This is a genomic window from Bacillus sp. ISL-77, assembly GCF_018613105.1.
In genome coordinates this window covers 40,427-63,668 of record NZ_JAGGQY010000073.1, presented here as the reverse complement: position 1 = coordinate 63,668, position 23,242 = coordinate 40,427, and the positions used below count along the sequence as shown (strand labels likewise).

At 41.1% G+C, this 23,242-nt stretch carries 22 protein-coding genes; 7 read left to right on the top strand and 15 right to left on the bottom strand.

Annotation, left to right across the window (positions count from 1 at the left end):
* The first annotated feature begins 165 nt into the window (after positions 1-165).
* Positions 166-1,035 (top strand): cation diffusion facilitator family transporter, encoded by an 870-nt coding sequence (locus J7E77_RS25755; RefSeq protein ID WP_214717817.1) that lies wholly within the window; start codon positions 166-168, stop codon positions 1,033-1,035.
* A 176-nt stretch (positions 1,036-1,211) separates the two neighbouring features.
* Here the strand turns inward: J7E77_RS25755 and J7E77_RS31530 are convergent, their stop codons facing one another.
* The 7 genes from J7E77_RS31530 to J7E77_RS25725 all read right to left on the bottom strand — a co-directional run bounded on the left by J7E77_RS31530 (position 1,212) and on the right by J7E77_RS25725 (position 6,972).
* Positions 1,212-1,478, bottom strand: coding sequence for a protein-tyrosine phosphatase family protein (locus J7E77_RS31530; RefSeq protein ID WP_308160774.1), 267 nt, complete (start codon positions 1,476-1,478; stop codon positions 1,212-1,214).
* Positions 1,418-1,633, bottom strand: coding sequence for a hypothetical protein (locus tag J7E77_RS31525; protein ID WP_308160766.1), 216 nt, complete (start codon positions 1,631-1,633; stop codon positions 1,418-1,420). Before J7E77_RS31525 ends, J7E77_RS31530 begins: the two co-directional genes overlap by 61 nt.
* 75 nt (positions 1,634-1,708) lie before the next feature.
* Positions 1,709-2,128 carry an arsenate reductase (thioredoxin) gene (gene arsC / locus J7E77_RS25745; RefSeq protein ID WP_214717816.1) on the bottom strand — a complete coding sequence of 140 codons (420 nt, stop codon included), beginning with the start codon at positions 2,126-2,128 and terminating at the stop codon, positions 1,709-1,711.
* Between the two features lie 11 nt (positions 2,129-2,139).
* Positions 2,140-2,781, bottom strand: a complete 642-nt coding sequence (locus tag J7E77_RS25740; protein WP_214717814.1) for an aquaporin — start codon at positions 2,779-2,781, stop codon at positions 2,140-2,142.
* Between the two features lie 30 nt (positions 2,782-2,811).
* On the bottom strand, positions 2,812-3,159 hold the full coding sequence (locus J7E77_RS25735) for an ArsR/SmtB family transcription factor (protein WP_214717927.1): 348 nt from the start codon (positions 3,157-3,159) through the stop codon (positions 2,812-2,814).
* A gap of 292 nt (positions 3,160-3,451) precedes the next feature.
* Positions 3,452-5,512 carry a sensor domain-containing protein gene (locus J7E77_RS25730; RefSeq protein WP_214717813.1) on the bottom strand — a complete coding sequence of 687 codons (2,061 nt, stop codon included), beginning with the start codon at positions 5,510-5,512 and terminating at the stop codon, positions 3,452-3,454.
* A gap of 686 nt (positions 5,513-6,198) precedes the next feature.
* Complete coding sequence (locus tag J7E77_RS25725; protein ID WP_214717811.1) at positions 6,199-6,972, bottom strand: phytanoyl-CoA dioxygenase family protein; 774 nt, start codon at positions 6,970-6,972, stop codon at positions 6,199-6,201.
* Between the two features lie 89 nt (positions 6,973-7,061).
* Between J7E77_RS25725 and J7E77_RS25720 the strand changes: the two genes are divergently transcribed.
* On the top strand, positions 7,062-7,985 hold the full coding sequence (locus J7E77_RS25720; protein ID WP_214717808.1) for an AraC family transcriptional regulator: 924 nt from the start codon (positions 7,062-7,064) through the stop codon (positions 7,983-7,985).
* Between the two features lie 66 nt (positions 7,986-8,051).
* On the opposite strand, the gene J7E77_RS25715 is transcribed toward J7E77_RS25720, so the two are convergent.
* A complete protein-coding gene (locus tag J7E77_RS25715; protein WP_214717805.1) occupies positions 8,052-8,948 on the bottom strand; it encodes a DMT family transporter in 897 nt (298 codons plus the stop codon).
* Positions 8,949-9,133: 185 nt separating this feature from the next.
* A complete protein-coding gene (locus J7E77_RS25710) occupies positions 9,134-9,916 on the bottom strand; it encodes a LamB/YcsF family protein (RefSeq protein WP_214717802.1) in 783 nt (260 codons plus the stop codon).
* A gap of 272 nt (positions 9,917-10,188) precedes the next feature.
* On the opposite strand from J7E77_RS25710, the gene pxpB reads away from it, so the two are divergent.
* The 3 genes from pxpB to J7E77_RS25695 all read left to right on the top strand — a co-directional run bounded on the left by pxpB (position 10,189) and on the right by J7E77_RS25695 (position 13,310).
* A complete protein-coding gene (pxpB, locus tag J7E77_RS25705) occupies positions 10,189-10,923 on the top strand; it encodes a 5-oxoprolinase subunit PxpB (RefSeq protein ID WP_214717801.1) in 735 nt (244 codons plus the stop codon).
* Entirely contained in the window at positions 10,920-11,915 is a 996-nt protein-coding gene (locus J7E77_RS25700; protein ID WP_214717800.1) for a 5-oxoprolinase subunit C family protein, read from the top strand. The genes pxpB and J7E77_RS25700 overlap by 4 nt, the downstream gene beginning before the upstream one ends.
* Before the next feature lie 426 nt (positions 11,916-12,341).
* Positions 12,342-13,310 carry an SMP-30/gluconolactonase/LRE family protein gene (locus J7E77_RS25695; protein ID WP_214717799.1) on the top strand — a complete coding sequence of 323 codons (969 nt, stop codon included), beginning with the start codon at positions 12,342-12,344 and terminating at the stop codon, positions 13,308-13,310.
* A gap of 374 nt (positions 13,311-13,684) precedes the next feature.
* On the opposite strand, the gene J7E77_RS25690 is transcribed toward J7E77_RS25695, so the two are convergent.
* The 5 genes from J7E77_RS25690 to J7E77_RS25670 all read right to left on the bottom strand — a co-directional run bounded on the left by J7E77_RS25690 (position 13,685) and on the right by J7E77_RS25670 (position 18,960).
* Positions 13,685-14,692: a MupG family TIM beta-alpha barrel fold protein gene (locus J7E77_RS25690; protein ID WP_214717798.1), complete on the bottom strand. Its 1,008-nt coding sequence runs from the start codon at positions 14,690-14,692 to the stop codon at positions 13,685-13,687.
* Entirely contained in the window at positions 14,689-16,050 is a 1,362-nt protein-coding gene (locus J7E77_RS25685) for a PTS transporter subunit EIIC (RefSeq protein WP_214717796.1), read from the bottom strand. Before J7E77_RS25685 ends, J7E77_RS25690 begins: the two co-directional genes overlap by 4 nt.
* A gap of 109 nt (positions 16,051-16,159) precedes the next feature.
* The gene (locus J7E77_RS25680; RefSeq protein WP_088089843.1) at positions 16,160-17,014 is read right to left on the bottom strand and encodes a MurR/RpiR family transcriptional regulator; all 855 of its coding nucleotides are present in this window, start codon (positions 17,012-17,014) and stop codon (positions 16,160-16,162) included.
* 23 nt (positions 17,015-17,037) lie between these two features.
* Entirely contained in the window at positions 17,038-17,946 is a 909-nt protein-coding gene (gene murQ, locus J7E77_RS25675) for an N-acetylmuramic acid 6-phosphate etherase (RefSeq protein ID WP_214717794.1), read from the bottom strand.
* Between the two features lie 150 nt (positions 17,947-18,096).
* Entirely contained in the window at positions 18,097-18,960 is an 864-nt protein-coding gene (locus tag J7E77_RS25670; RefSeq protein WP_214717793.1) for a Cof-type HAD-IIB family hydrolase, read from the bottom strand.
* Between the two features lie 190 nt (positions 18,961-19,150).
* Here J7E77_RS25670 and glcD point away from each other — a divergent pair, with 190 nt between their 5' ends.
* Together glcD and J7E77_RS25660 are read left to right on the top strand one after the other, a co-directional pair.
* Positions 19,151-20,563 carry a glycolate oxidase subunit GlcD gene (gene glcD / locus J7E77_RS25665; protein ID WP_214717791.1) on the top strand — a complete coding sequence of 471 codons (1,413 nt, stop codon included), beginning with the start codon at positions 19,151-19,153 and terminating at the stop codon, positions 20,561-20,563.
* Complete coding sequence (locus J7E77_RS25660) at positions 20,560-21,882, top strand: (Fe-S)-binding protein (protein ID WP_214717790.1); 1,323 nt, start codon at positions 20,560-20,562, stop codon at positions 21,880-21,882. The genes glcD and J7E77_RS25660 overlap by 4 nt, the downstream gene beginning before the upstream one ends.
* Before the next feature lie 141 nt (positions 21,883-22,023).
* Here the strand turns inward: J7E77_RS25660 and J7E77_RS25655 are convergent, their stop codons facing one another.
* Entirely contained in the window at positions 22,024-23,214 is a 1,191-nt protein-coding gene (locus J7E77_RS25655) for an AraC family transcriptional regulator (protein ID WP_214717789.1), read from the bottom strand.
* Positions 23,215-23,242 lie beyond the last annotated feature (28 nt).

Here is a 23,242-nt window from a genome sequence, read left to right as displayed (position 1 = left end):
TAAAAAACTACCCCTCCTTCCTAAAACAATACTCCGAATAGTTGCCCCAGTGAAACTATTTTTCACTGCCATTACTTAGTTTGAAGGAAGACAAAAGGTTTCTCTAGACCCACTAGAAACTTTTATTCCATAATAGTAAAGGATGAAATAGTGGGGGATAGAAGTATGAATGAACAAGGATATTTGGATCTAAAAAGAGGAGAGCGAGGAGCGATAATAAGCATTATTGCTTACATATGCTTATCTTCATTAAAATTAGCAGTAGGTTTAATAGCTAACTCTGAAGCACTAAAAGCGGACGGTCTAAATAATGCAACAGATATAATTGCATCAATTGCTGTACTGATTGGTCTTAAATTATCACAACGTCCAGCTGATGATGACCATCCATATGGGCACTGGAAATCTGAAACAGTTGCCTCAATGGTCGCTTCATTTATTATGATGGTTGTTGGAATACAAGTAACATATGAAGCGATTACTAGTATATTTAATGGAAGAAATGAATCTCCAGATTTGGTATCGGCATGGACAGGACTCTTTTGTGCTTTAGTTATGTATTTTGTTTATCGTTATAATAAAAAATTATCAAGGGAGATTAATAGCCAATCTGTTATGGCCGCAGCAAAGGATAACCTTTCAGATGCATGGGTCAGTGTAGGTACATTTATTGGTATCGTTGGTGCCCAGTTCAATCTTCCTTGGCTCGATCCAATTACTGCTATAATTGTTGGATTACTCATCTGTAAGACAGGTTGGGAGATTTTTAGAGATGCTTCCCATTATTTGACCGATGGATTTGACGAAAAACAAATAGAAACATATAAAGAAACAATCATTAATTGTTATGGTGTAAAAGGGGTTAAAGACATCAAAGCTCGGAATTACGGGAATAACGTAGTTGTGGACATTGTGATTCTGGTCAATTCCGATTTAGATATTCGCGGAGCCCATGATATTGCAACCAAGGTTGAAAATGAATTAATAAAAGAACATAATGTCTATGATGTTCATGTCCACGTTGAACCTAATTAAATTAAATGCAGAAAAGTAATAATGAGTTTGGAGCCTATCTCCAAACTCGTTATTGAAATAAAATCTATCAGCAACAAGATGAAGTTTTTATTTCTATATTCATTTACTTATCCTACTTATTTTTTATCAATTTGGAAATCAGAAAGTCTTATCCCATAAATGTTAGTGTTTTATTACTAAGAATTAGGAAAGATGCGTTGCAATGCTTCTTTCATCTGAGGTTTTACGTTAATTTTTGGACGAGCTGCCTTAGCAATTTTTTCTGCCTCATCAATTGTCTTCGCTTTACCTAATGACAATAAGGTTCCAACTGCAACTGTTCCCGCTCGGGTGCTTCCACCACCACAATGGAAATAAACTTTTTTGCCTTCGTTATAGGCACTTACAACATGCTCAATTGACTTTTTGATTGACTCGTCTTGATGCTCTGCATCATCAACGATTGGACTATGGATACGATCGTACCCTGACTTGTTCTCATGCGACTCCGATCGTAAATAATATCGGCTTTTTCATTTTCCATCATGTCCTTCACATCATCTGCTCCGCCAAAATAAATATGATCTTTAATTAATTCGTTATAGTTTTTTGCAGCCATGGTTTTACTCCACCTTTAATGTTTACTTAGTAGCATTGATAAAAGTTTTTAGTTGTTACTCTTGGCTTTTAATTCTTACTCGCCAGTTTCACCAAAACGCTTAATACGTCCTCCGATTTCATCACGGACACGTTGGAAGAAAGCCCATTTTTCTTCTTCTGTACCTTGTGCTTTAGCTGGGTCATCAAATCCCCAATGAACTCGCTTTACTTTTGGTGGAGTAACAGGGCATTTGTCAGCCGCATCACCACATAATGTAACAACTAGATCGGCATTGTTTAAATATTCAGGGTCGATAATGTCAGAGGTATGACTTGAAATATCAATTCCAGCCTCTTTCATCGCTTTTACAGCATTGGGGTTAAGTCCATGTGCTTCGATCCCAGCACTGCGTACTTCCCACTCATCACCTAAGTGATTCTTAGCCCATCCTTCAGCCATTTGGCTTCTGCAAGAATTTCCTGTACATAAGAAGTAAAGTTTCTTTTTAGACATGATGTGCTCCTTTAATTTTCGTGTAGTAGTTTATAAATCATTGCCGCACAACCTGCTCCTAAAATAGTAGCGACAATATACACCCATAGATGTTGTGTTGTACCTGATACGATGGCTGGACCAATAGATCTTGCAGGATTCATTGAAGCACCACTAATTGGACCAGCGAACATAGCTTCCAATCCTACCGTTGCACCAATGGCAATTCCTGCGAAGGATTTTACCGCTTTACCATGGACAGCAGAACCGAATATAACCATCATCAGGAAAAAAGTAAGGATAAATTCCAAAATAAACGATTGTGACCATGATCCTCTTGGTAAGGTGGTACCGAGCGTTGCAACGTTTCCAAATAAACAACACAACGTTGCACTTGCTGCAATCCCGGCAATGATTTGAATAATAATATAATAAAGTGCTTCTCTCTTCTTTATATCCCCATGAATTAAAAATCCAATGGTAACAGCTGGATTAAAGTGTGCACCAGATAGGTGACCAAACGAGAAAATTAGTGCCATTACAACTAGCCCAAATGTAAGGGCTACGCCTACATGAGTTAAACTTTTAGTAATCGAATCTATTACAACTGCACCCGTTCCAGCAAAAACAAGAAAATAAGTTCCTAAAAATTCGCTGATTAACTTTTTTTTCATTTTGTTTTAATCCCCTTGTTGATCATTTGCTTAGCATCCACAACGAAGCGTAGGATTGCTCTTTTCAATCTGTTTGATTTTCTCTGTCTGAACTGGCACATGCTCTAAAATTTCTTCTATAAGTCCATATAAATCACTTTGTGAATTCAAGGAATAATAGATCCACTGACCTCTGCGATCCTCTTTAACTAACCCTAAATCCTTCAGTTTTCGAAGATGCTGACTAATAGACGGCTGACTCATATCAAACACTTCAAGAAATTCACATACACAGCATTCTCTTTGTTTTAAAATCGTCACAATGGTCAAGCGTGTTTTATCCCCTAATAATTTTAAAACGTTGGCCGCTCGTTCTATTTCAACTATTGATTTCAACAGTTTGGACACCTCCCTTCATATAGGCAAATAATAATATACTTATTTAAAATCCATGTAAATTATGGTGTTTTAATATTCCGTTGAATCCAAGAAATTATACATATCCTCACAGTTTTCTAAACACATTCTTTTTATGTTATATCAAATTTATATATAATTATTTGCTTATATATTAGAACAACAAATAATGAATTTCAAGTATTCTAATGTAAAGTTAAAGTAAAGAAAAAAGGTTGATAACCGTGGCTATCAATCCAATGCCATTCCTTCATGTCGGGGGGCAGACCGCTGCTTAGAAAAACTTCTCAACCAAATCGACTGAAGTGGGTCTGCTAAGATAGTAGCCTTGTATTTTATGGCAGCCAATGCTGCATAAATATTGATATTGCTCCATTTCCTCGACACCTTCAGCTACCACATTCATTCCAAGATTTCTGCCCATTGCAACCAATGCCCGACAAACCGACTTTTGATTTTTATTATCTAGACCCTGGATAAAGGATTTATCAATTTTGATGGTATTAAACGGGTACTGAACCAGGTAACTAATCGATGAATAACCGATCCCAAAATCATCAAGAATGATATCAACCCCATATTCTTTCAGTTCACGCATCGTCTTCAATGTTTTCTGGACATCCGTCATCGCTGTTCTTTCGGTAATTTCTATTTTTAATAGTTCCGGTAGTAAATTATACTGATGTAACGTTCGTTTGATAGAATCAATGAAATCAGCTTGATGGATTTGTCTAGCCGGCACATTGATAGAAATATAAAAATCGGGTAAATCCTTATCCAACCATATCCGCCGCTGGTGGCAGACAGACGATAAAACCCAATTGCTAAGTTTAATAATCAGGTCAGATTCCTCGGCAATTTGAATAAATTCTACCGGTGGAATACTCCCCAAGACAGGATGCTTCCAACGGAGGAGTGCTTCAAGACCGATTGCTTTCTTGGCATAAACATCAAAAATGGGCTGATATTCTAAATACAACTCGTTTTGTTCAATCGCTCGATGAAGATATTGTTCAAGCAGCATTTTCCGTGACAGGCTTTTTGACATGCCGAGTTGATATTGCTGAATACCCGATTTATTCTCCTTCGCCAGGTACATCGCATGATCAGCCCTCATCATGAGCACTTCCCCATCTCGCCCATGTTCAGGGAAAATGCTTGTTCCAATACTTACACTCACTCTATACTCATGTTCAAGCAGCGTGATCCGCTCTGCAACCACCTGGCTAATTTTTGCGGCCATTTCCTCAATCACATGACTATTCGGCAGATTTTTTAATAAAATGACAAATTCATCCCCGCCCTGACGTGAGACCACATCCTCAGGACGGATATGATTTTTTAACCGATTAGCGATGATTTTAATCAATCGATCACCCATTTTGTGACCGAGTGAATCATTGATATCCTTGAACCGATCAATATCGATGAATAAGATCCCAACGAACTGCTTTTTTCTCTTCGCTTCCAGGATGGCTGTTCGAAGCTGTTCATCAAATTCCCTGCGGTTCGGTAATCCTGTTAACGGGTCGTGAAAAGCTAGATAGGTTAATTCGGATTCGGTTCTTTTTCGATGATCAATATCCATCACAACCCGATCAAATCTCACTGGACCAATCGTTTGATCATCAAAAATGGGAACGATATAATCGAAAACCCACTTACCCACCCCATTTTGAGTTCGAATCCGGTATTCAAGCCTAACTGACTGTCCTTTGTCCAATAACTCCAACTGCTCCAGCACGACAGTTTTATCAAGGGGATGGAGGAGATCCATCCACAAATAGGGATTCTCAACAAACTCCGCCTCGGAATAACCCAAAATACGCTGGCAGGCTGAGGATATTTGCAGGGTCTCCATCGTTTTTGCATCGACAGACCATAAACAAATATCTATTTCTTTAAAAATTTTATCCCAATTGTTCGGATCAAAAGGTTGATGGATGAAAGCACCTTTTTCAGACTCTTCCAAAATAAAGCCACAAATCCCTTGAACCAATCCACGGATTTCAAGCGGGATCGAGATGATATTTAACGGGATACTTTCCCCATTTTGATGCCTAATCTCTATCTGAAACTGAAGCCTTTCACCCGTTAGAACGGTCTTAAAATGCTCGATCGTTTTATCGATATATTCATCATCCAATTGAGAGAGAAAACTCCTTTTGAAATCTGTTTCTCGTTGATACCCTGTCAGCTGGATCGTTTCATCATTTGAAAAGACAATCGTACCTTCTAGATCAAGAATATAGCAGGGCACAGGTAGATGTAGCAGAACGGATTTAAAGGTTTGAATAAACAAACCTAAATCGGTGCTTTTTCCTTGATTTCTCATAAAGGTCTCCTCTCATTGCATTTTGCATAAATACTCGTTTTTTGTTGTCCAGATACTATTTATCATAAATGAAATGTTAGATTTATACTGTTTGAAATGTCACTCGTTTGAGGCAGATTTTCGACAAATTCGGTGTTCCCCAATGCAAAAAAAGCAGAGTGACACCAGTCTCCCTGCCTTACTTTATTATTTTAAGGGGGGTGGGGTCAGACCCAACTAAATCACTCCCCAATGTAACCCTTCTACGTAACCCGCTTCTCTGCTCCTGACTCCTTTCGGTCACGTAGAGCCCTTCTACGTTTCCCGCTTCTCCGTTCCTGACTCTTTTCGGTCACGTAGAGCCCTTCTACGTTACCCACTTCTCTGCTCCTGACTCCTTTCGGTCACGTAGAACCCTTCTACGTGACCCGCTTCTCTGCTCCTGACTCTTTTCGGTCACGTAGAACCCTTCTACGTTACCCACTTCTCTGCTCCTGACTCCTTTCGGTCACGTAGAGCCCTTCTACGTTACCCACTTCTCTGCTCCTGACTCTTTTCGGTCACGTAGAGCCCTTCTACGTTACCCGCTTCTCCGTTCCTGACTCTTTTCGGTCACGTAGAGCCCTTCTACGTTACCCGCTTCTCTTCTCCTGACTCTTTTCGGTCACGTAGACCTACCCTATTTGTAACTGTTTCCTCTCAATTCACTATTTTAAGGCAAAATTAGCATGATAATCACGGAACGTTGGATTTTCTCCACAGACCATCAAACCTTGCCCCCAGTTCACATGTACATCGGCGGACGGTTTATCGGCAGGATCACGATACTGGAATAATACGTTTCTGCGCGGACGGTTACTGCGATTACTATCCGAACCGTGTACCGTTAAATAATTAAAAAACAGTACATCCCCTGCTTCAGCAGGGCAGGGAGTCCCTATGGAAATCGGATATTCCTTATGATTTAAGTAGTGACTGCCTACATGAGAAAGTGGTCCTTCTTGATGAGATTTTGGTATCACCCTTAGGCATCCGTTTTCCAAGTCTGCATCATCAAGGTGAACACTAGCTGCCAGCATGGTATGACTTTCATGTGGGAAATACGGATGATCCTGATGCATTGGAAAAGCTGCTCCCTTTTCAGGTGGTTTAACCAGCATTTTGGAGTGATGTAATTGCACATTCGGTCCGATCAGCTTTTGCAAAATAGACACCATATTAGGATGAATAACCGCTCTTGAGAAAGACGCATCATGATAATGAACGTCATGAAATCCTTTTAACACAAGTTTCTTTAACTCTTTTGCGGGGATGTACTCCCCTTGCCAGGCATGATTTCGATCATGTTTAGTATTTGCTGCACGTTGAATAATGCGTTCAACCGCCGTTTTCATTTGCTCTACTTCCTTTTTAGAAAAAACCCCTTTAACAAGCAAGTATCCATTTTCTTTGTAAAAATCAGCATCCTTTGAAGTAATCATGATAATTTCCTCCTTTAAGATTAATAGTATAATTGTTATAATTTTAAGAAAATAATGGATTCCAGTCTTTATCAAAAGAGGCTGTTTTTTTGTCTTTTGAAGACATCGGAGGGATATTTTTGGTCGTCCAATCATGTAAACTCAGTGAAGGAATGTTGAATCAATATGCAATGCGTCCGATTGGAGAAGAAATTTCCTTTAAGGTGCATTATTGGGGAGTGAACCCGGAGCATTTTAACAATCCGGTACATAGGCATTCATTTTTTGAAGTTTGTTATGTTCTAAATGGAGAAGGACAGTATAAAGACCTGGATGTACAATATCCTTTAAAGAAAGGTACAGTATTTTTATCCCGTCCGAACATTCATCACCAAATTTTAAGCGAAACCGGACTTTTTCTTGTATTTGTTGCTTTCGAGATTTTACATGAACAATCAAAGGTTGATGCCATTCGCATGTATAATCTACTGGCGAAAACAAATAGAATTTGTACCAGTGTTGCTGATGATTCCCCAACGGCCTTACTATGGAGGGCATTGGTAGATTATACGTCAAACGGCGGTGCCAACGATTTTAACTTCATTACTAATATGGCACACACGCTCATCCTGTCCTTTAGCACTATGTTTTCCGAAACAAATCAGAGAAGTCGAAATCAAGAAAAAATGTTTTCGAATCGTTCTCCCACCCATTTATATCAAGCAAAGCTGTTTATTCGTGATAATTTATCAGAACCATTGAAGCTAGAACATGTCGCCAACTATCTTCACATTTCTAGTCGTCATTTATCAAGACTCTTCTCCACTGAACTGTGTGAAAGTTTCTCCAATTATATTCGCAAGGAAAGAGTAAGAGAGGCGGCTCGCCTGCTTGAAATGACAAGCATTCCTATTAAAGAGATAGCTGATGTGACCGGCTTTGGATCAGTGCATTCCTTTACACGCGTATTTACTACAATGATGAATGTTTCACCTGCTAAGTATCGCAATGATTATGTGAAAAAGAAAATATAGTCTAATAAAAATAAGCCCACCAAATCAAGTGGGCTTATTAAGGAATATTTAATTAAGTCGATGATTTTATTTATTACTCATCCTTTTGTATTTAGGCTTATACCGGAAATTCACAAAATGAATGCTTGTGGCAACTAATAGCATCCCGACAATCAGTGTATAGGTCACCGTTTCTCCCAAAAAAAGCACGCCGAGGAGAACAGCAACAATAGGAATGAGAAACGTATAGGAACCAACTTTGCTTGCCTCACCCGCATTAACAAGCTTGTAGTAAAGGATGTAGGCATATGGGATGCCAATGGTCGCACCAAAGCAGAGCCCTACTATGTAATATCGATTCCATTCGATTGCAGACCAGCTTTCAAACACTGTGCCGGTCCCTAGGAGGAAAATGCCTCCAATCACAGATTGAATCGCCACCATCCAAAATGCATCCACTTCTTTGCTTACTTTCTTTACGTAGATAACACCTGACGCCCAACTTACCGCTGTTAGTAACCCGAGTGTCACTCCGATTGCTGAGATATAAACGGTCAAACCATCGACACTAACAACTGCGATCCCAACAAATCCAAGCAACAACCCCATGATTTGGATTGGCGATAAATATTCTCCAAGGAAGAGCCAAGCGAAAAGGCCAAGTAAAATCGGCTGGAAATAGACAAGTACGGAAAACAATCCACCCGGTAAATAGAGCAATCCTAATGTCTGAAGCCCGAAAAAAAGGATGGAGTTAAAGAAAGCCGCAATAAAGTACTTCTGCCAGTTATTCCGCCAATTGATCGCCTTCCGCGTCTTCCAAATAATTAGTGTCAACAAGATTCCGCCTAACAGTGAACGCAGTCCTGCATAAAGCAATGGCGGTGAATAGGGTACTGCTAATTTATTGATTGGCCAGCTTGCACCCCAGATCAAAATGAGCACGAAAAGCGCAGCCTTCGATTTTGTAGACATATTCTCCATCCCCTTTTTCAACGACAAACAAGCAGGTCGAACTCGTCACCGTAAAGTTCAAAGAGACGACGCACTGATGCATCGCCTCACGATAGTATAGTACTTTGCAGACTCTGTTTATCGCAGTATCTTCTATAAGACTACGAAATGTTTAGCCTATTTTCAATAGATACGTTTTATGCACACTGAATGCTTCATCTTCCATAGTAAACCTCCAAGTTACTGATTGCATCTACCGTAATATTGTTCTTGTCTAATGTTTCGTTAATATATTTGGCAAAGGCAAGGGCATGTGCACCATCACCGTGAATACAAATGGTATCTGCACGCAGCGAAACTTCTGTTTTTTGCTGAGATACTACTTTTCCTTCTGTCACTATTTTCACAATTTGTGCGACAGATTGTTCTTGATCTGTAATCAGCGCATCCATTTGTGAGCGAGAAGTCAAAGACCCGTCCGCTTGATACGTACGATCTGCAAATACCTCATGTGCCGTGCGTAAACCGATCTTCTCTCCGGCTTTTGTCAATTCACTGCCGGCAAGGCCGAATAATATTAAGGACGGGGATACGTCATAAACCGCTTGTGCAATGGCTTCGGCAAGTTTTCGATCCTTGGCAGCCATATTGTACAAAGCACCATGGGGTTTTACATGCTGCATTTTTTCATTGAACGTCATTAAAAATCCTTGCAATGCCCCAATTTGGTAGACGACCATGTCATATCCTTCTTGAGGTGTAATAGCCATTTCCCTTCGCCCGAATCCGTTTAAATCTGGCAAACTAGGATGTGCTCCAATTTTGACCCCATTGGCAATGGCCATCTTCACCGTTTCTCTCATCACACTTGGATCTCCGCTATGAAAACCGCAAGCAATATTTGCAGATGTAACGTATTTCAAAATTTCTTCCTGCTCCCCAAGCTTGTACCGGCCAAAACTCTCCCCTAAATCACAATTCAAATCCACTTGAAACATGTTTCTCCCCTCCATCTTGATCACTCGTCCACCAAACAAAAGCGCTTTCATGATTATGTAGTTTCGAAATTCGGAACTCTAGTTTTGAAACTTAAACCCATTCTAGCATAAATATTTTCAATTAAATATTGTTTACGAAATTGCCCAAAAATTATAAATATCATAATATTCTATATTCCTAGTCTTGTTTTTAAATATAAACTATAATGTTTGTAGTATCCGTTTAACAGAACTTGGTTACCGAAATTCGAAACTCCGAGGAGCTGTTTATAATGGCCCATCAGAAAAATAATGTTAACATAAGGTCTTTAGGGGACTCTGCTCTTGTGATTCAGTTAGGCGATGGAATGAGCCCCGCCATCCATGAAAAGGTGAAAAATCTATCCAACTTATTAGAAAAAAAGCCGTTTACAGGATTAATTGAACCTGTACCGTCTTATAATAGCTTGACCATTTATTACAATCCTGTTGCCGTCTATTTGTCCAACCCTGATAATGAAGCAACAAGTCCTTATAAAAAAGTAAGCACCTTAATTTTGGAGTTACTAGATCAATTAGGAACGAGTGAAAAACCCGAACAACGGCTAATAACCATCCCAGTCTTGTACGGAGGAGAATTTGGTCCAGATTTAGAGTACGTAGCAATGTATCATGGACTTTCTGTTGAAAAAGTAATTCAAATTCATTCGTCAGCTGATTACTTAGTCTATATGATTGGCTTTGCGCCGGGGTTTCCGTTCATGGGGGGAATGGACGAAAGAATTGCCACACCACGTAAGGATTCACCACGCCTAGCCATCGCGCCGGGATCTGTTGGAATTGCTGGTAAACAAACAGGCATCTACCCGCTGGAAACACCAGGTGGATGGCAAATTATCGGCCGCACCCCGCTTGATTTGTTTCTTCCCGAACTTTCACCGCCAACGATGTTACAGTCTGGAGATAGAATCCGCTATGTACCAATTTCTCATGAAGAGTACGCTTCCTATAGGGAGATGAAACAATGAGCATTAAAGTGCATCAGCCTGGATTATTGACAACAATCCAAGATTTGGGGAGATTCGGTTCACAAAAATTTGGGGTACTCGTAAGTGGAGCAATGGATCCTATTTCTCTTAAAATTGCAAATTTACTCGTCGGAAATAACGAAGGAGAAGGCGCACTTGAAATTACCCTGTTTGGGACAACTCTCGAATTTGAAACGGATGAGTTAATTGCGATTACAGGTGGTGACCTGCAGCCTGCGATTGATGGAAATGTTGCACCGATGTGGCGGCCGATCCTGATTCGCAAAGGCTCTATTTTAAAGTTTAAATCCGCCATTAATGGCTGTAGGGCCTACGTGGCATTCGCAGGCGGAATCGATGTTCCTGAAGTGATGGGAAGTAAAAGCACTTATCTTCGTGCGGCAATTGGAGGGTTTCACGGCAGAGCATTACAAAAAGGGGATGTGTTTGAGAGCGGAACCTTCAATAGAATCAGTCGGTCATTCGTTCATCAGCTCGAACAAATGACTACTCATTTTCCATGGTCAGTCAACTATTCAGAATTTATTAGATTCAATAAAACACAAACAATTAGGGTCTTACGAGGGGCAGAGTTCGAGCGTTTCGATACGGCTAGTCAGCAAACATTTTTTTCGGATCGGTACATGTTAACCACTCAGGCGGATCGGATGGGCTATCGGTTGGAAGGTGAATCCCTCCACTTATCAGAGAAGTTTGAGCTGCTATCAGAAGGAGTTACGTACGGGACCATTCAAGTACCTTCAAACGGACAGCCGATAATTTTAATGGTTGACCGACAAACGACAGGAGGATATCCCAAAATCGGTCAAGTCATTTCCATCGATCTGCCTTGTTTGGCCCAGATGCAGCCCAATTGTGAAATTGAGTTCAAGGAAGTTTCGCTTGAACAAGCAGAAATAGAACTAATCATGCAAGAGCAGAAGCTCCTTAAATTAGCGTTAGGCATTCGCTTTAAAGCACTTTATGAATGAGAGTACAGGTGCAGATGAAAATGTGGCTTTCAAGTTGATGGCGTTTATAAAAATGCATAAGCAAAGATTAGGAGAAATCCTAATCTTTTTTCATTTAATAACACTATCTTTCTTTGATTTGATGACAAAGAAAATAGATACAAACGATCGATTACGCGTAGATTACAAACTAAACTATTAGTTTAACAGAATAAACATGAATTAAATAGTAGTAAAATTACACTGAGTTCATGATAAAAACGAGTACTTTTTTATGTTGTAAATATTCAAAAGATTATGATAAATTGTTGTTGCGTACGTTACTTAATGAATTCTTCAGTCAGTTATTTGAGAGATCGGGTAGTATACAAATTAATTAAATAGAAAGCGTTTTAATTTATTAGAATTCCGAGAGATTCTTTTAGATAAAAAGGAGGCGTCTATTAAATGAGAAAAAGGGTATTAACAGTAACAGTATTAATATTAATCTCTCTAGTAACCGTAAGTGCCGTTGGAGCAAGAGCACTATATGTAACAAAACCGGTCCCATCGAAGGATAGACATTCTATTTCAGAAATTGTTTATCCTAAAAGCCTATGGGAAAAGGTCGTTACTGGTAGTGGGTTCATGGAAGGTATTAATTTTGACCGTAACGGAGAAATATGGATGGTCAGTCCGGCCACTGGAGAAATAATGAAGGTTGAAGGTTCAAAGGTTTCAATTGTTGGTGAAAAATATAAGGTTCCTGTTGGAGCAAAATTTCACAAAGATGGACGACTCTTTATCGCTGATGGTACAGGAGAACTTTATGCTTATAACACTACTACTGGTCAGCGTACTACCATTGTTAATTCGTACAATGGTACGTCATTAAAAGGACTTAATGATTTGGTTTTTGATACTTCCGGTGGACTTTATTTTACCGAGCCCACAGGATCTAGTGCAACGAAGCCAACAGGCCGTGTCTTCTATCTCCCGCCTGACGGTTCCGGATTGCAGCTTTTTCAAGAAAATATTGCTTATCCTAATGGAATAGCCATCTCAGCAGATGGACAACGTGTTTATATCTCTGAATTTGGCACAAATCGAATTATCTCTGTCCCATCAAAAAATGCTAAGGATCAACGTGAAGTTGCATTTGTTTTCGGTCAGTTTGAAGGCGGGATAGGTCCAGATGGTTTAGCTGTTGATACAGAGGGAAATCTTTACGTAGCACATTTCCAAGCAGGGGAAATTGTAGTACTTGACCCTAGTGGATTTAAATATGGGACGATTCGTCTTCCTGAAAGTGCGGGGACATTTTCCACGAACCTGACTTTTCACGATGGATACCTCTATGTAACAGAATCATTGAAAAATGAGGTTTGGCGTATTAATGTGAAAAAGAATGGTTTGGAGCCATACGGATTACAATAGACTATTCATAGCAATTTTGTAGTCTTCCCATGCTATATATCTCTCGGTTTTTCTAGGGCTGTTGCTTAAACAGCTCCTTTTTTCCCCCTTTCCGTAAAAAGAATGTACTTTACATTAAAGCAGATACGTTAAGTAAAAATACAAAAAACTTACTTATAACAATATGAAGTTTGAATAATTGATAGAAAAGAAGCTATACCTTTCTTGATGAGTTTGGTCGCTTAGACGGTTTATCTTTATCTTTATCTTTATCTTTATCTTTCAGTAACATTCAAAAAAGCTGAATCATGAAGTTGTTAGGCTAAACAACTTTTGATTCAGCTCTTTCTGTTAATGAACCCATTACCTTTGGTTTTTCATTTACTCTACGGGAATCAGACCCTAATCAGTTTTACAAGTTGACCCGGTTGCACTAAGGAAAGCAGCGGCACATCCGCCTCCACTACCCTTCCAACCACATTAACTCGCTCATCGGACGGTAGGTCATGAAGCATGATTTGTACCTCTCCACGATATCGTCCATAGTGGTCATTGTCTCTCGTAATCGTCCCCACCGGTCGTGCCACCGTATTCTCAGCGACGACCGAGCCTGAACTTCTCGTATCCATAAGCCTGAGAACGTCACGGGAAAAATCAGGGCGAAGCCGGAACTCCCCTTCTTGAGACCCTTCCACTCGGAGCGAAACCCGACCAAAACGGTCTAATTCCATTAATTTACTAAGAAGCTCCTCACTTACCTCCGGATCGCCGATATACACATCATCGACACCCGCCCGGAACAACTCCAGTGCCGCCAGATACGGATCGACTTCACGATGCGCTTCCAAGGTGGGCAGCCCTTCAAACAGAGGGCCGCGTTTCTCACCGTCTCCTGGAATATACGCACTTACTGGAATACCATACCGTCTAAAAAGTTCATTCTGTGATTCAAAGAACGATTCAGATAAGCCCGTTTCACGCCTTGGATAGAAATTATGCCAAGCCAGCAGCTGACCAGCCTCTAACCCGCCCTCAAGGAGAGCACGCACATCTTTCTCAAACAAAATACTGGCATTGAGAGCAAGTTTGAATTCCTTAGCCAGGGTCAAAATCGTATCATTTTCAAAAAAGTCATCCAAACGCAAACCGATGACTCCTAAGGATTTTAACGCAGATAAGCTTTCTAATCGTAAATGGGCAGGTGTTCGTGCCGATACATCCGCATAAACCTCTATTCCAGCTTCTTTTGCTGCTTTAAGCAACGATTTCGCCCGGCCCGCTAAATCGCCTGCCTCTTCAGGGATGTGAAGCGACGTAAACGCCCGCCTCACACCCATTTTTCCTGCGAGCACAATCCGTTCTTCTGCTAAAGGGTCATTTAAATAGAAGGAAATACCGATCAATCAAACTCACCGGCCATGTCATCATTGAAGCCGAATAAATAGGTGAACAAGAAACCAGCAGCATAAGAAATTAACACACCAAGCAGGTAAAGCAGGACTTGGCCAGAAACGACTAGGAAGGCAAGCGGTAAACCAGAAACCCCTACAGCAATTGTTGCTACATGGAAGACAGCCTGGAACGCACCGCCAACACCCGCACCTAAGCAGGCAGTTAAGAATGGACGGCCTAATGGTAAGGTCACACCGAAAATAAGTGGTTCGCCAATTCCAAGAATTCCTGCAGGCAGCCCCCCGCCAATCGCTCTTTTTAAGCGTTTTTTCCTCGTCTTAAAGTAAATTGCAAACGCAGCGCCGACTTGTGCTGCACCACCCATAGCCAAGATTGGCAGAAGCGGGTCATTTCCAAGCGTATTAATTAACTCCAAGTGAATTGGTGTTAAGCCTTGATGTAAACCAGTGACAACGAGCGGCAGGAAGGTTGCACCAAGCACAAAGCCAGCCACGACACCACCCACATCAAGCAGCGAAGTTAATCCTTTTGTAATCGCATCTGAAACGAAACCACCAAGCGGCATAAAAACAAGATAAGTTACAATACCAGTAAGCAATAAAGCAACCGTTGGCGTGATAAACAGGTCAAGCGATTGTGGAACATAACGACGAACTCGTTTTTCAACAAGGGCAATAAAGATGGCTGCAAAGAGAACTCCAATTAAGCCGCCCCGTCCAGGAAGTAAAGCGGTATCAAACAATTTGATTCCTGCAACAGCTGGGTTAATGATTAAAATACCGGCAATCGCCCCAAGTGCGGGTGAACCACCGAATTCTTTCGCTGCATTGGTACCAACTAAAATACCAAGGTAACCAAATAAACCGCTTCCAATAACGGACAAGATGGTCGCAAGTTGGGAATCTGCTGCTAACCATCCCGCTTGGACGATTGCTTTGGTGATCCCTGTAATCAATCCGGAAGCGACAAGTGCTGGGATTAATGGAATGAAAATACTTGAGATTTTTCGTAAAAATAGCTTAAATGGTGTGGCATTCTTTTTGTTAATTTCAGCCTTTTTGCTGGCTGCCTTTTCTTTCAAATCGATCCCGCCAGCAGCATCTATCAATCTACCAAACTCTTCTGTCACCCTGTTTACTTTTCCAGGGCCTAAGATAATTTGGAGTGTTTCTTCTTCTACCACTCCCATGACTCCGTCTATTTTCTTAATGGCAGCTTGGTTGACAATCGAATCATCCTTCGGTGTCACACGAAGTCTTGTCATACAATGAGTATAATTTTCAATATTCGCTGGGCCGCCTAATTGTTCAAGAATTTTTTCTGCTAAAATTTTATTCTCTCCAGCCATACTAATTCCCCTTCTCTCTGTTGTTTTTTCAAAAGTGAACTTCTTATTCCAAGTCAGTATTGCAGGACAATAAGAGATGGAATGGTGTTCACATCACCTCCTGAAAGGACTATTTCCCTTCTTTAATAAACCGGATCGCTTCTCTTGTTTTATCAATGGAATGAATCGTATCCTCATATTGAACGGTTGCCATCGATAAAAACAAAATATCCATGATATATAACTGCGCAAGGCGTGATGAAGTGGCTGCACTTCGAAACGGAGCCTCACCTGAATATGCGGTAAACAATTTAATATCTGCCAAAGCAGAGACCGATGATTGCCCATATTTCGTTAAACTAATTGTTTTAACGCCGCGCTCTTTTGCGAGTGCCATAACTTTAATCACCTCAGGTGTCTCTCCTGAGTGGGAAATTCCAAACACCAGATCATCCTTATTGGCATTGGCAATCAATGTGGCAACAAGATGTGTATCCGAAAAGGCGGTTGCATTTTTATGAACCCTAAGGAGCTTTTGCTGCGCGTCCCTAGCGATGATGTTTGAAGCCCCGATCCCAAAAAAATGAACATTTTGAGCAGTCGACAAGGTGTGAACAGCACGTTCCAATTCATCGTAATTGATCATCTCTTCCGAGTCGCGGATGCTTTGAATGCTATTACTCGTTGTCTTCTGAGCGATAGAGAAAAAAGATTCACCAGGCTCGATATCACGGTACCCTTGTTCAACTGGTTTCACAAGATCCCCAGCAATTCTTACTTTTAAATCTTGAAAGCCATTTAAGCCCAAGGACTTACACAGCCGAATCACAGCAGCACCACTTGTATTAGCCTGCAATCCGATGTCATGAACGGTACTGTTTAAAATCGCTTGAGGATTATCAAGAATAAATTCAGCAATTTTCCGCTCGGAAGCTGGAAGCTGTTCCAGCATATTTTGAATCATTTTTAAACCGCCTGCTGCCACACCAAAGACCACCTTTTTTAAAATTACTCTGCCACGATTTGGATTGCTTTTTTTACATAGCCATTCGCTTCTGTTAATAATCGTTCGGCTTCTTGTTTATTTCTATTCGTTTTTATCATGACGATTGCCGTTTTAACTTGCAGATCTGATGCCTCTAATGTCTCCAAAGCCTGTTGATAGGATACCCCGGTAATTTTACGGATGATGCCGATCGCTCGTTCCTTCAATTTTTGGTTGCTTACATGAACATCGACCATTAAATTTTCATAGGCTTTTCCTAAAAGAATCATTGAAGAAGTTGAAATCATGTTCAAAATCATTTTATGGGCGGTCCCTGATTTCAAGCGAGTCGAACCAGTTAGTACCTCTGGACCGACAATCACTTCGATGCTTTGGTCGGCTTCCTTACTAATCGCCGCATTTTTATTGCACGAAAGAGCAACCGTTTTCGCCCCAATGCTTCGTGCATATCGAAGGGCACCAATGACATAAGGTGTCCGCCCACTGGCCGCAATTCCAATAACGGTATCATCTTTTGTCAGACCCAATTCCTTCAAATCGGCTACACCAAGATCAGGCTGATCCTCTGCTCCTTCGACTGCTTTCAAAAAGGCGCCTTCTCCCCCTGCCATAATCCCTTGGACCATTTCAGGGTCCGTGCTGAAGGTAGGCGGACATTCGACTGCATCTAGAACTCCTAATCTTCCGCTCGTGCCTGCACCTAAATAAATGAGGCGCCCGCCGTTTTTAAAGGATTCAAACACAAATTGAACCGCTGCCTCCACATCTGGTAACACATCCTTGACCGCTAATGCGACCAGTTGATCTTGCTCATTCATGATTCGTAATATTTCGATTGGATTTGCTGTATCTATTTGCATCGACTGTTCATTTCGCGATTCTGTCGTTAATAATTCAAGATTTTCTGCCATTTTTTTGGATCCTCCTGTAAGTCTTTTCTGAGGTGAAAACGGTTACCCGTACATTTATTATATTACCTTTAAAATAACATTTCAAGATTTTTATTAAAATAGTGAAATGTTGTTTTAAAACACTATTGTACTGAAATGTTTATTTGGACATTATTCAAGCAAATAGCGGCGGATCGCCTTAGCAACACCAACTTCATTATTCGTACCAGTCACCTGATCCGCTAATTGTCTCACCTTTTCGGGCGCATTTCCCATCGCAATTCCAAGGCCGGCAACCGAGAGCATGAGGGCGTCATTGTAATTATCACCAATCGCAGACGTTTGAGAGAGTGGAATCTTCAGCTCCTCGGTCAGTTTCATAAGGGCAGACGCCTTTGTCACACCAGTGGGGGTAATTTCTAAATTAACAAAGTTAAAACTGCTGCTAATTTCCATATCCACTGCCTGCTCTTTAAGCCGTTTGGTAAAATCAGCGAGCTTGTTCCCATCGTCAAAGACAGCAATTTTTGTAATGTTCGGCTCCTGTTCCTTCAAGTATCGGTTAAAGTCTTCAACGACTTTCACCTCGCATCTTTCTCGAAAACTTTGACAATGTTGACGTTCTCCCCCTGATTTTTCAAGGGTGGGGATATTATTTTCAATCCATTTCTCGTTCCATTTATTCACCTGTGGGACCAGGAGCGTATCCCCCTCGTAAAAATGGGCATAGATGCCCTCCGCCTCACATAATTCCCAAAAGCTCAACAGCGGCTCGTATTGAAAAACTGATTGCTCGCTGACCTTTCCATTTTCATCGATTAGGATCGCCCCATTGTATGCAATGATTGGCTCCCCCTCAAGTCCAATCGTACGGGCAATCCATTGGGTTGAAAGCGGGGAACGCCCGCTGCAAATTACGACTTTCCCCCCTCGTTGGCGGTATTCGTGAATCCCCTCGATTGTTTCCACATCAATCTCTTTTTCATCATTTAATAACGTGCCATCTAAGTCCGTCGCTAATAGTCGATATTTCACCTATTATTTCCCCTTTGTAATTTTATTTTATTTTTAATATAATATTACTGAAATTTAATTTCAAATTGTAGTGGTGCCTGACACCCCTTTTTTAGGACGAAAATTTATATAATATTCTGATTTTCAAACAAGAATCACCTATACTGTAAGAAACATTAAAATAGACAAAAAAATGAAACGGGGAAACCAAATGCTCTCGAATACAGTAAAAGAAGAACTAATTTCCATTGTAACCAAGGAAAACTTCGACGATTCCCAAGTCGAACGCTTAGTTTACTCATATGATGCCACACCGAACTTCCAGTCGATGCCTGATGCGGTAATCAGCCCGAGGAATACGGCAGAAGTTTCTCAAATCCTAAAGGTATGTAATGAGCATAAGGTTCCGATTGTTCCGCGCGGTTCCGGGACCAACCTTTGTGCTGGGACATGCCCAACCGAGGGCGGGATTGTCCTGCTTTTTAAGCATATGAACCAAATCCTTGAAATTGATGAGGAAAATTTAACTGTCACCGTCCAGCCCGGTGTCATTACCCTTGATATGATTAATAAAGTGGAAGAAAAAGGGCTGTTCTATCCGCCCGATCCAAGCTCGATGAAGATTTCGACGATTGGCGGAAATATCAATGAGAACTCCGGTGGGTTGCGCGGTCTTAAATACGGGGTGACACGCGATTATGTCATCGCCCTTGAAGTCGTTCTGCCAAATGGCGACATCATCAGGACCGGTGGAAAGCTGGCAAAGGATGTTGCTGGCTATGATTTAACCCGGCTGTTTGTGGGATCTGAAGGCACGCTCGTTGTCATTACCGAGGCCACACTCAAATTGATTCCGATGCCGGAGACGAAACAAACGATGCTAGCCCTTTACCAAGACCTATCTGCTGCCGCAAACTCGGTTTCAAAAATCATTGCTAATAAAATTATTCCTACAACACTGGAGTTCCTTGACCAGCCAACCTTAAAGGTGGTCGAGGAATTTGCTCAAATCGGGCTGCCTACCGATGTCAAGGCCGTTCTTTTAATCGAGCAGGACGGCCCGCCCGAAGTGGTCGAGCGTGATTTAATTAAAATGGCGGAAGTTTGTAAGCAAGAAAATGCGGTTTCGATTCAAGTCGCCGCTTCTGAGGCAGAAGCGGACGCACTTAGAACAGCACGACGGGCCGCACTTTCTGCGATTGCACGCTTAAAACCGACGACGATACTCGAGGACGCGACGGTTCCTAGATCAGAAATTGCAAATATGGTGCAGGCGATCAATGAGATAACTGAAAAATACCAGCTGACCATTTGTACGTTTGGCCACGCCGGAGATGGAAACCTCCATCCAACCTGTGCAACAGATGCAAGAAATCATGAAGAAATGGAACGGGTCGAAAAAGCCTTTGAGGAAATTTTTGAAAAAGCGATTGATTTGGGCGGAACGATTACCGGGGAACATGGAGTCGGCGCGATGAAAGCCCCCTACCTTGAATGGAAATTGAAAGAAGAAGGAATTGCAGCAATGAAATCTATTAAACTAGCGTTTGACCCAAATAAAATCATGAATCCTGGGAAGGTTTTTGCCAAAGACAGCAAGAAACGCGTGGTGATTACAAGATGACAACAGTGAAAGAAAAACAAACGATTCAAGAACAATTTAAAGCGCGGATGAACGAAGATGAACTGCTCAACTGTATGCGCTGCGGCTTTTGCCTGCCAACCTGTCCGACCTATATTGAATCAGGATACAAAGAATCTCATTCTCCAAGAGGCCGGATCGCACTAATGAAGGCCGTTGTGGATGGGCTGATTGAGCCGGATGAGGATTTTGAGCGATCGCTTGAACTCTGTCTTGGCTGCCGCGCCTGTGAACCAGTCTGTCCTTCCGGCGTGAATTATGGCCATTTACTCGAAGAGGCTAGAGATATTATCCATCAAAACAAAAAGCACTCTCTGCCAGCGCGGGTTGTCAGAAAAACTGTTTTTCAAGAGCTGTTCCCGCACCAGAACCGCATGCGCGGGGTGGTCGGCTTAATCGGATTTTATCAGCGCTCCGGCATTCAAACGATTGCTCGAAAAATCGGCTTTTTAGGACTGTTACCAGACCAATTAGCCTCGATGGAAAAAATATTGCCAAATGTGCCAACGATGAAAGAGATGAAAAATCGGCCAACCTATTTACCAGCAATAGCTGAGAAGGTACACAGAGTTGCTTTTTTCAGCGGCTGTTTAATGGACACGATGTTCCTGAAGTCAAACGATGCCACCATGAAGCTGCTGCAAAAAGCCGGCTGTGAAGTGGTGATTCCGCAAAATCAAACGTGCTGCGGGGCGCTCCACGGTCATAGTGGAGAAAAAGAAGCAGCAAAAGACTTAGCCAAACGGAATATTAGGGCCTTTGAAGACCTTAACGTTGATTTCATCATTACCAACGCCGGTGGATGCGGCGCCTTCTTAGTCGATTATGATCATTTACTGAAAGATGATCCTGCTTGGAAAGACCGCGCTAGAGACTTTAAGGAAAAGATAAAAGATATTTCCGAAATATTAGCAGCCGTCGATTTTCATAAAAAGGTAACATTAGAACTTCCTGCGCAGGTGATCACCTACCAGGATTCTTGCCACCTAAGAAATGGCATGAAAACAGCCGCCGCACCAAGAAGACTCCTTCAAGCCATCCAAGGGGCAGAATATAAAGAAATGAAGGATGCCGATCGCTGCTGCGGTTCGGCCGGAATCTATAATATTGTCGAATCAGAGATGTCGATGGTAATGCTCGACGCAAAAATGATTGAGGCCAAAGCGACACACGCAACGACGATTGTCACCGCAAATCCAGGATGCTTATTACAGATGCAGCTTGGCATTGAACGAGAAGGCTTATCCTCTACAATGCGGGCGGTCCATATCGTGGACTTATTAGTTGAAGCGATGAAATAAGACTGCTCCATTAAAAAAGTATTTTCAAGTAACTGTACTTCAAATTTATACCTCGATTTGATATAAAATAGAAAAGGCAGAACCGCTTTTGAGAAGCTGTTCTGCCTTTATACTGTTTGGCGATAAAAATAATAGTACCATTCAATTTCTTGCTAATCGATAATCTGAAGGACTAAACTGCATATACTTTTTAAACATGCGGCTAAAATAATTGGCATCATGGAAACCTATTTTGGCAGCAATCTCACTTATTGGTAAATCAGTCATTTCTAAATACGACAAAGACATGTCAATTCTCATTCGATTTAAATAATCAATCAAACTAATCCCTACTTCTTTTTTAAACAAATGACTAAAATGATGCCGGCTTAAGCAGCAATATTGTGCTATTTCAATCAGCGAAATACTCTTCTGATGGTGTTCTTTAATATAACCGATAGCTTGTTGAATTACAGGACTTACTTCATTTAAATTCGTGTTTACTGATTGCTCGGTAAGCCAAACCGCATATTCACAAACCTGATTGACAAATTTATCGTAACGAATAATATGATACAAGTTTTGAATAAAATTAGTATTATTTGAATGGATGGTTATTGCATTTGCACCTGAATCTATCACCCGTTTAGACAATAATAAGACGATGGACACTACTTCTGTTTTGAAAATATCCTCATTAAAATGACTAGCCACAGCTAATTTTTCCAGGAGGCATTTCAAATTTTGAATGGTCCCTTCTACATCCCCAATTTTAACAAGTGCCAGCAGCTCTGCCTTTTCTTCATTAAACGGATTGATTATTGGCTCCTCGTTATTTCGTTTCATTTCACAATGAAAGATTAATTGATTACCTTGAAAAAAGCGGCCTGTCATGGATTTCCTTGCTTCTAAAAACGATTGGTAAAGCGCATATGGATCCTGATAATATCTACCAATCCCTATGGATACTGACAGGTCAATAGAATTAGTAGCAAGTTGGATTTCTTTTGCCATATGAACCATTTTTCTATTAAACTCATTTACTGAATCCTGTTCCTCTAATTCTAAAAGAAGAGCTAGAACTCCCTCTTCAATCCAATTCCAAAGAAAAGGAATACGTACGGTTTCCTCAATTTTTTCCACTAGCTGCTGGCCAACTTTTTTTCTCCACTCCAAAGAATTCCCGCTTGCGCTTGCTATATCTGGATAACGATCGATTGAAATAATCATAACTAAATGTGGATGAATAGAAATCCCGAATTTTTGTTGTAACTCTGCAAATGTCCCTTCGTGAACAAGTGTTCCAGAGAGTAGAAGATGCGAAAAAGCAGCTCTGATTGGATCTTGCTTCATAATCATTCCCCTCGTTCATCCTGTCTTT

What these genes read in the sequence shown, in the direction of transcription:
- J7E77_RS25685 (WP_214717796.1), bottom strand. Translation starts at nt 16,050, where the DNA reads ATGGCTGGAGAGAATAAAATTTTAGCAGAAAAAATTCTTGAACAATTA.
- J7E77_RS25755 (WP_214717817.1), top strand. Translation starts at nt 166, where the DNA reads ATGAATGAACAAGGATATTTGGATCTAAAAAGAGGAGAGCGAGGAGCG.
- glcD (WP_214717791.1), top strand. Translation starts at nt 19,151, where the DNA reads ATGCTCTCGAATACAGTAAAAGAAGAACTAATTTCCATTGTAACCAAG.
- J7E77_RS25725 (WP_214717811.1), bottom strand. Translation starts at nt 6,972, where the DNA reads ATGATTACTTCAAAGGATGCTGATTTTTACAAAGAAAATGGATACTTG.
- J7E77_RS25740 (WP_214717814.1), bottom strand. Translation starts at nt 2,781, where the DNA reads ATGAAAAAAAAGTTAATCAGCGAATTTTTAGGAACTTATTTTCTTGTT.
- J7E77_RS31525 (WP_308160766.1), bottom strand. Translation starts at nt 1,633, where the DNA reads ATGGCTGCAAAAAACTATAACGAATTAATTAAAGATCATATTTATTTT.
- pxpB (WP_214717801.1), top strand. Translation starts at nt 10,189, where the DNA reads ATGGCCCATCAGAAAAATAATGTTAACATAAGGTCTTTAGGGGACTCT.
- J7E77_RS25710 (WP_214717802.1), bottom strand. Translation starts at nt 9,916, where the DNA reads ATGTTTCAAGTGGATTTGAATTGTGATTTAGGGGAGAGTTTTGGCCGG.
- J7E77_RS25655 (WP_214717789.1), bottom strand. Translation starts at nt 23,214, where the DNA reads ATGAAGCAAGATCCAATCAGAGCTGCTTTTTCGCATCTTCTACTCTCT.
- arsC (WP_214717816.1), bottom strand. Translation starts at nt 2,128, where the DNA reads ATGTCTAAAAAGAAACTTTACTTCTTATGTACAGGAAATTCTTGCAGA.
- J7E77_RS25700 (WP_214717800.1), top strand. Translation starts at nt 10,920, where the DNA reads ATGAGCATTAAAGTGCATCAGCCTGGATTATTGACAACAATCCAAGAT.
- J7E77_RS25695 (WP_214717799.1), top strand. Translation starts at nt 12,342, where the DNA reads ATGAGAAAAAGGGTATTAACAGTAACAGTATTAATATTAATCTCTCTA.
- J7E77_RS25660 (WP_214717790.1), top strand. Translation starts at nt 20,560, where the DNA reads ATGACAACAGTGAAAGAAAAACAAACGATTCAAGAACAATTTAAAGCG.
- J7E77_RS25730 (WP_214717813.1), bottom strand. Translation starts at nt 5,512, where the DNA reads ATGAGAAATCAAGGAAAAAGCACCGATTTAGGTTTGTTTATTCAAACC.
- J7E77_RS25715 (WP_214717805.1), bottom strand. Translation starts at nt 8,948, where the DNA reads ATGGAGAATATGTCTACAAAATCGAAGGCTGCGCTTTTCGTGCTCATT.
- murQ (WP_214717794.1), bottom strand. Translation starts at nt 17,946, where the DNA reads ATGGCAGAAAATCTTGAATTATTAACGACAGAATCGCGAAATGAACAG.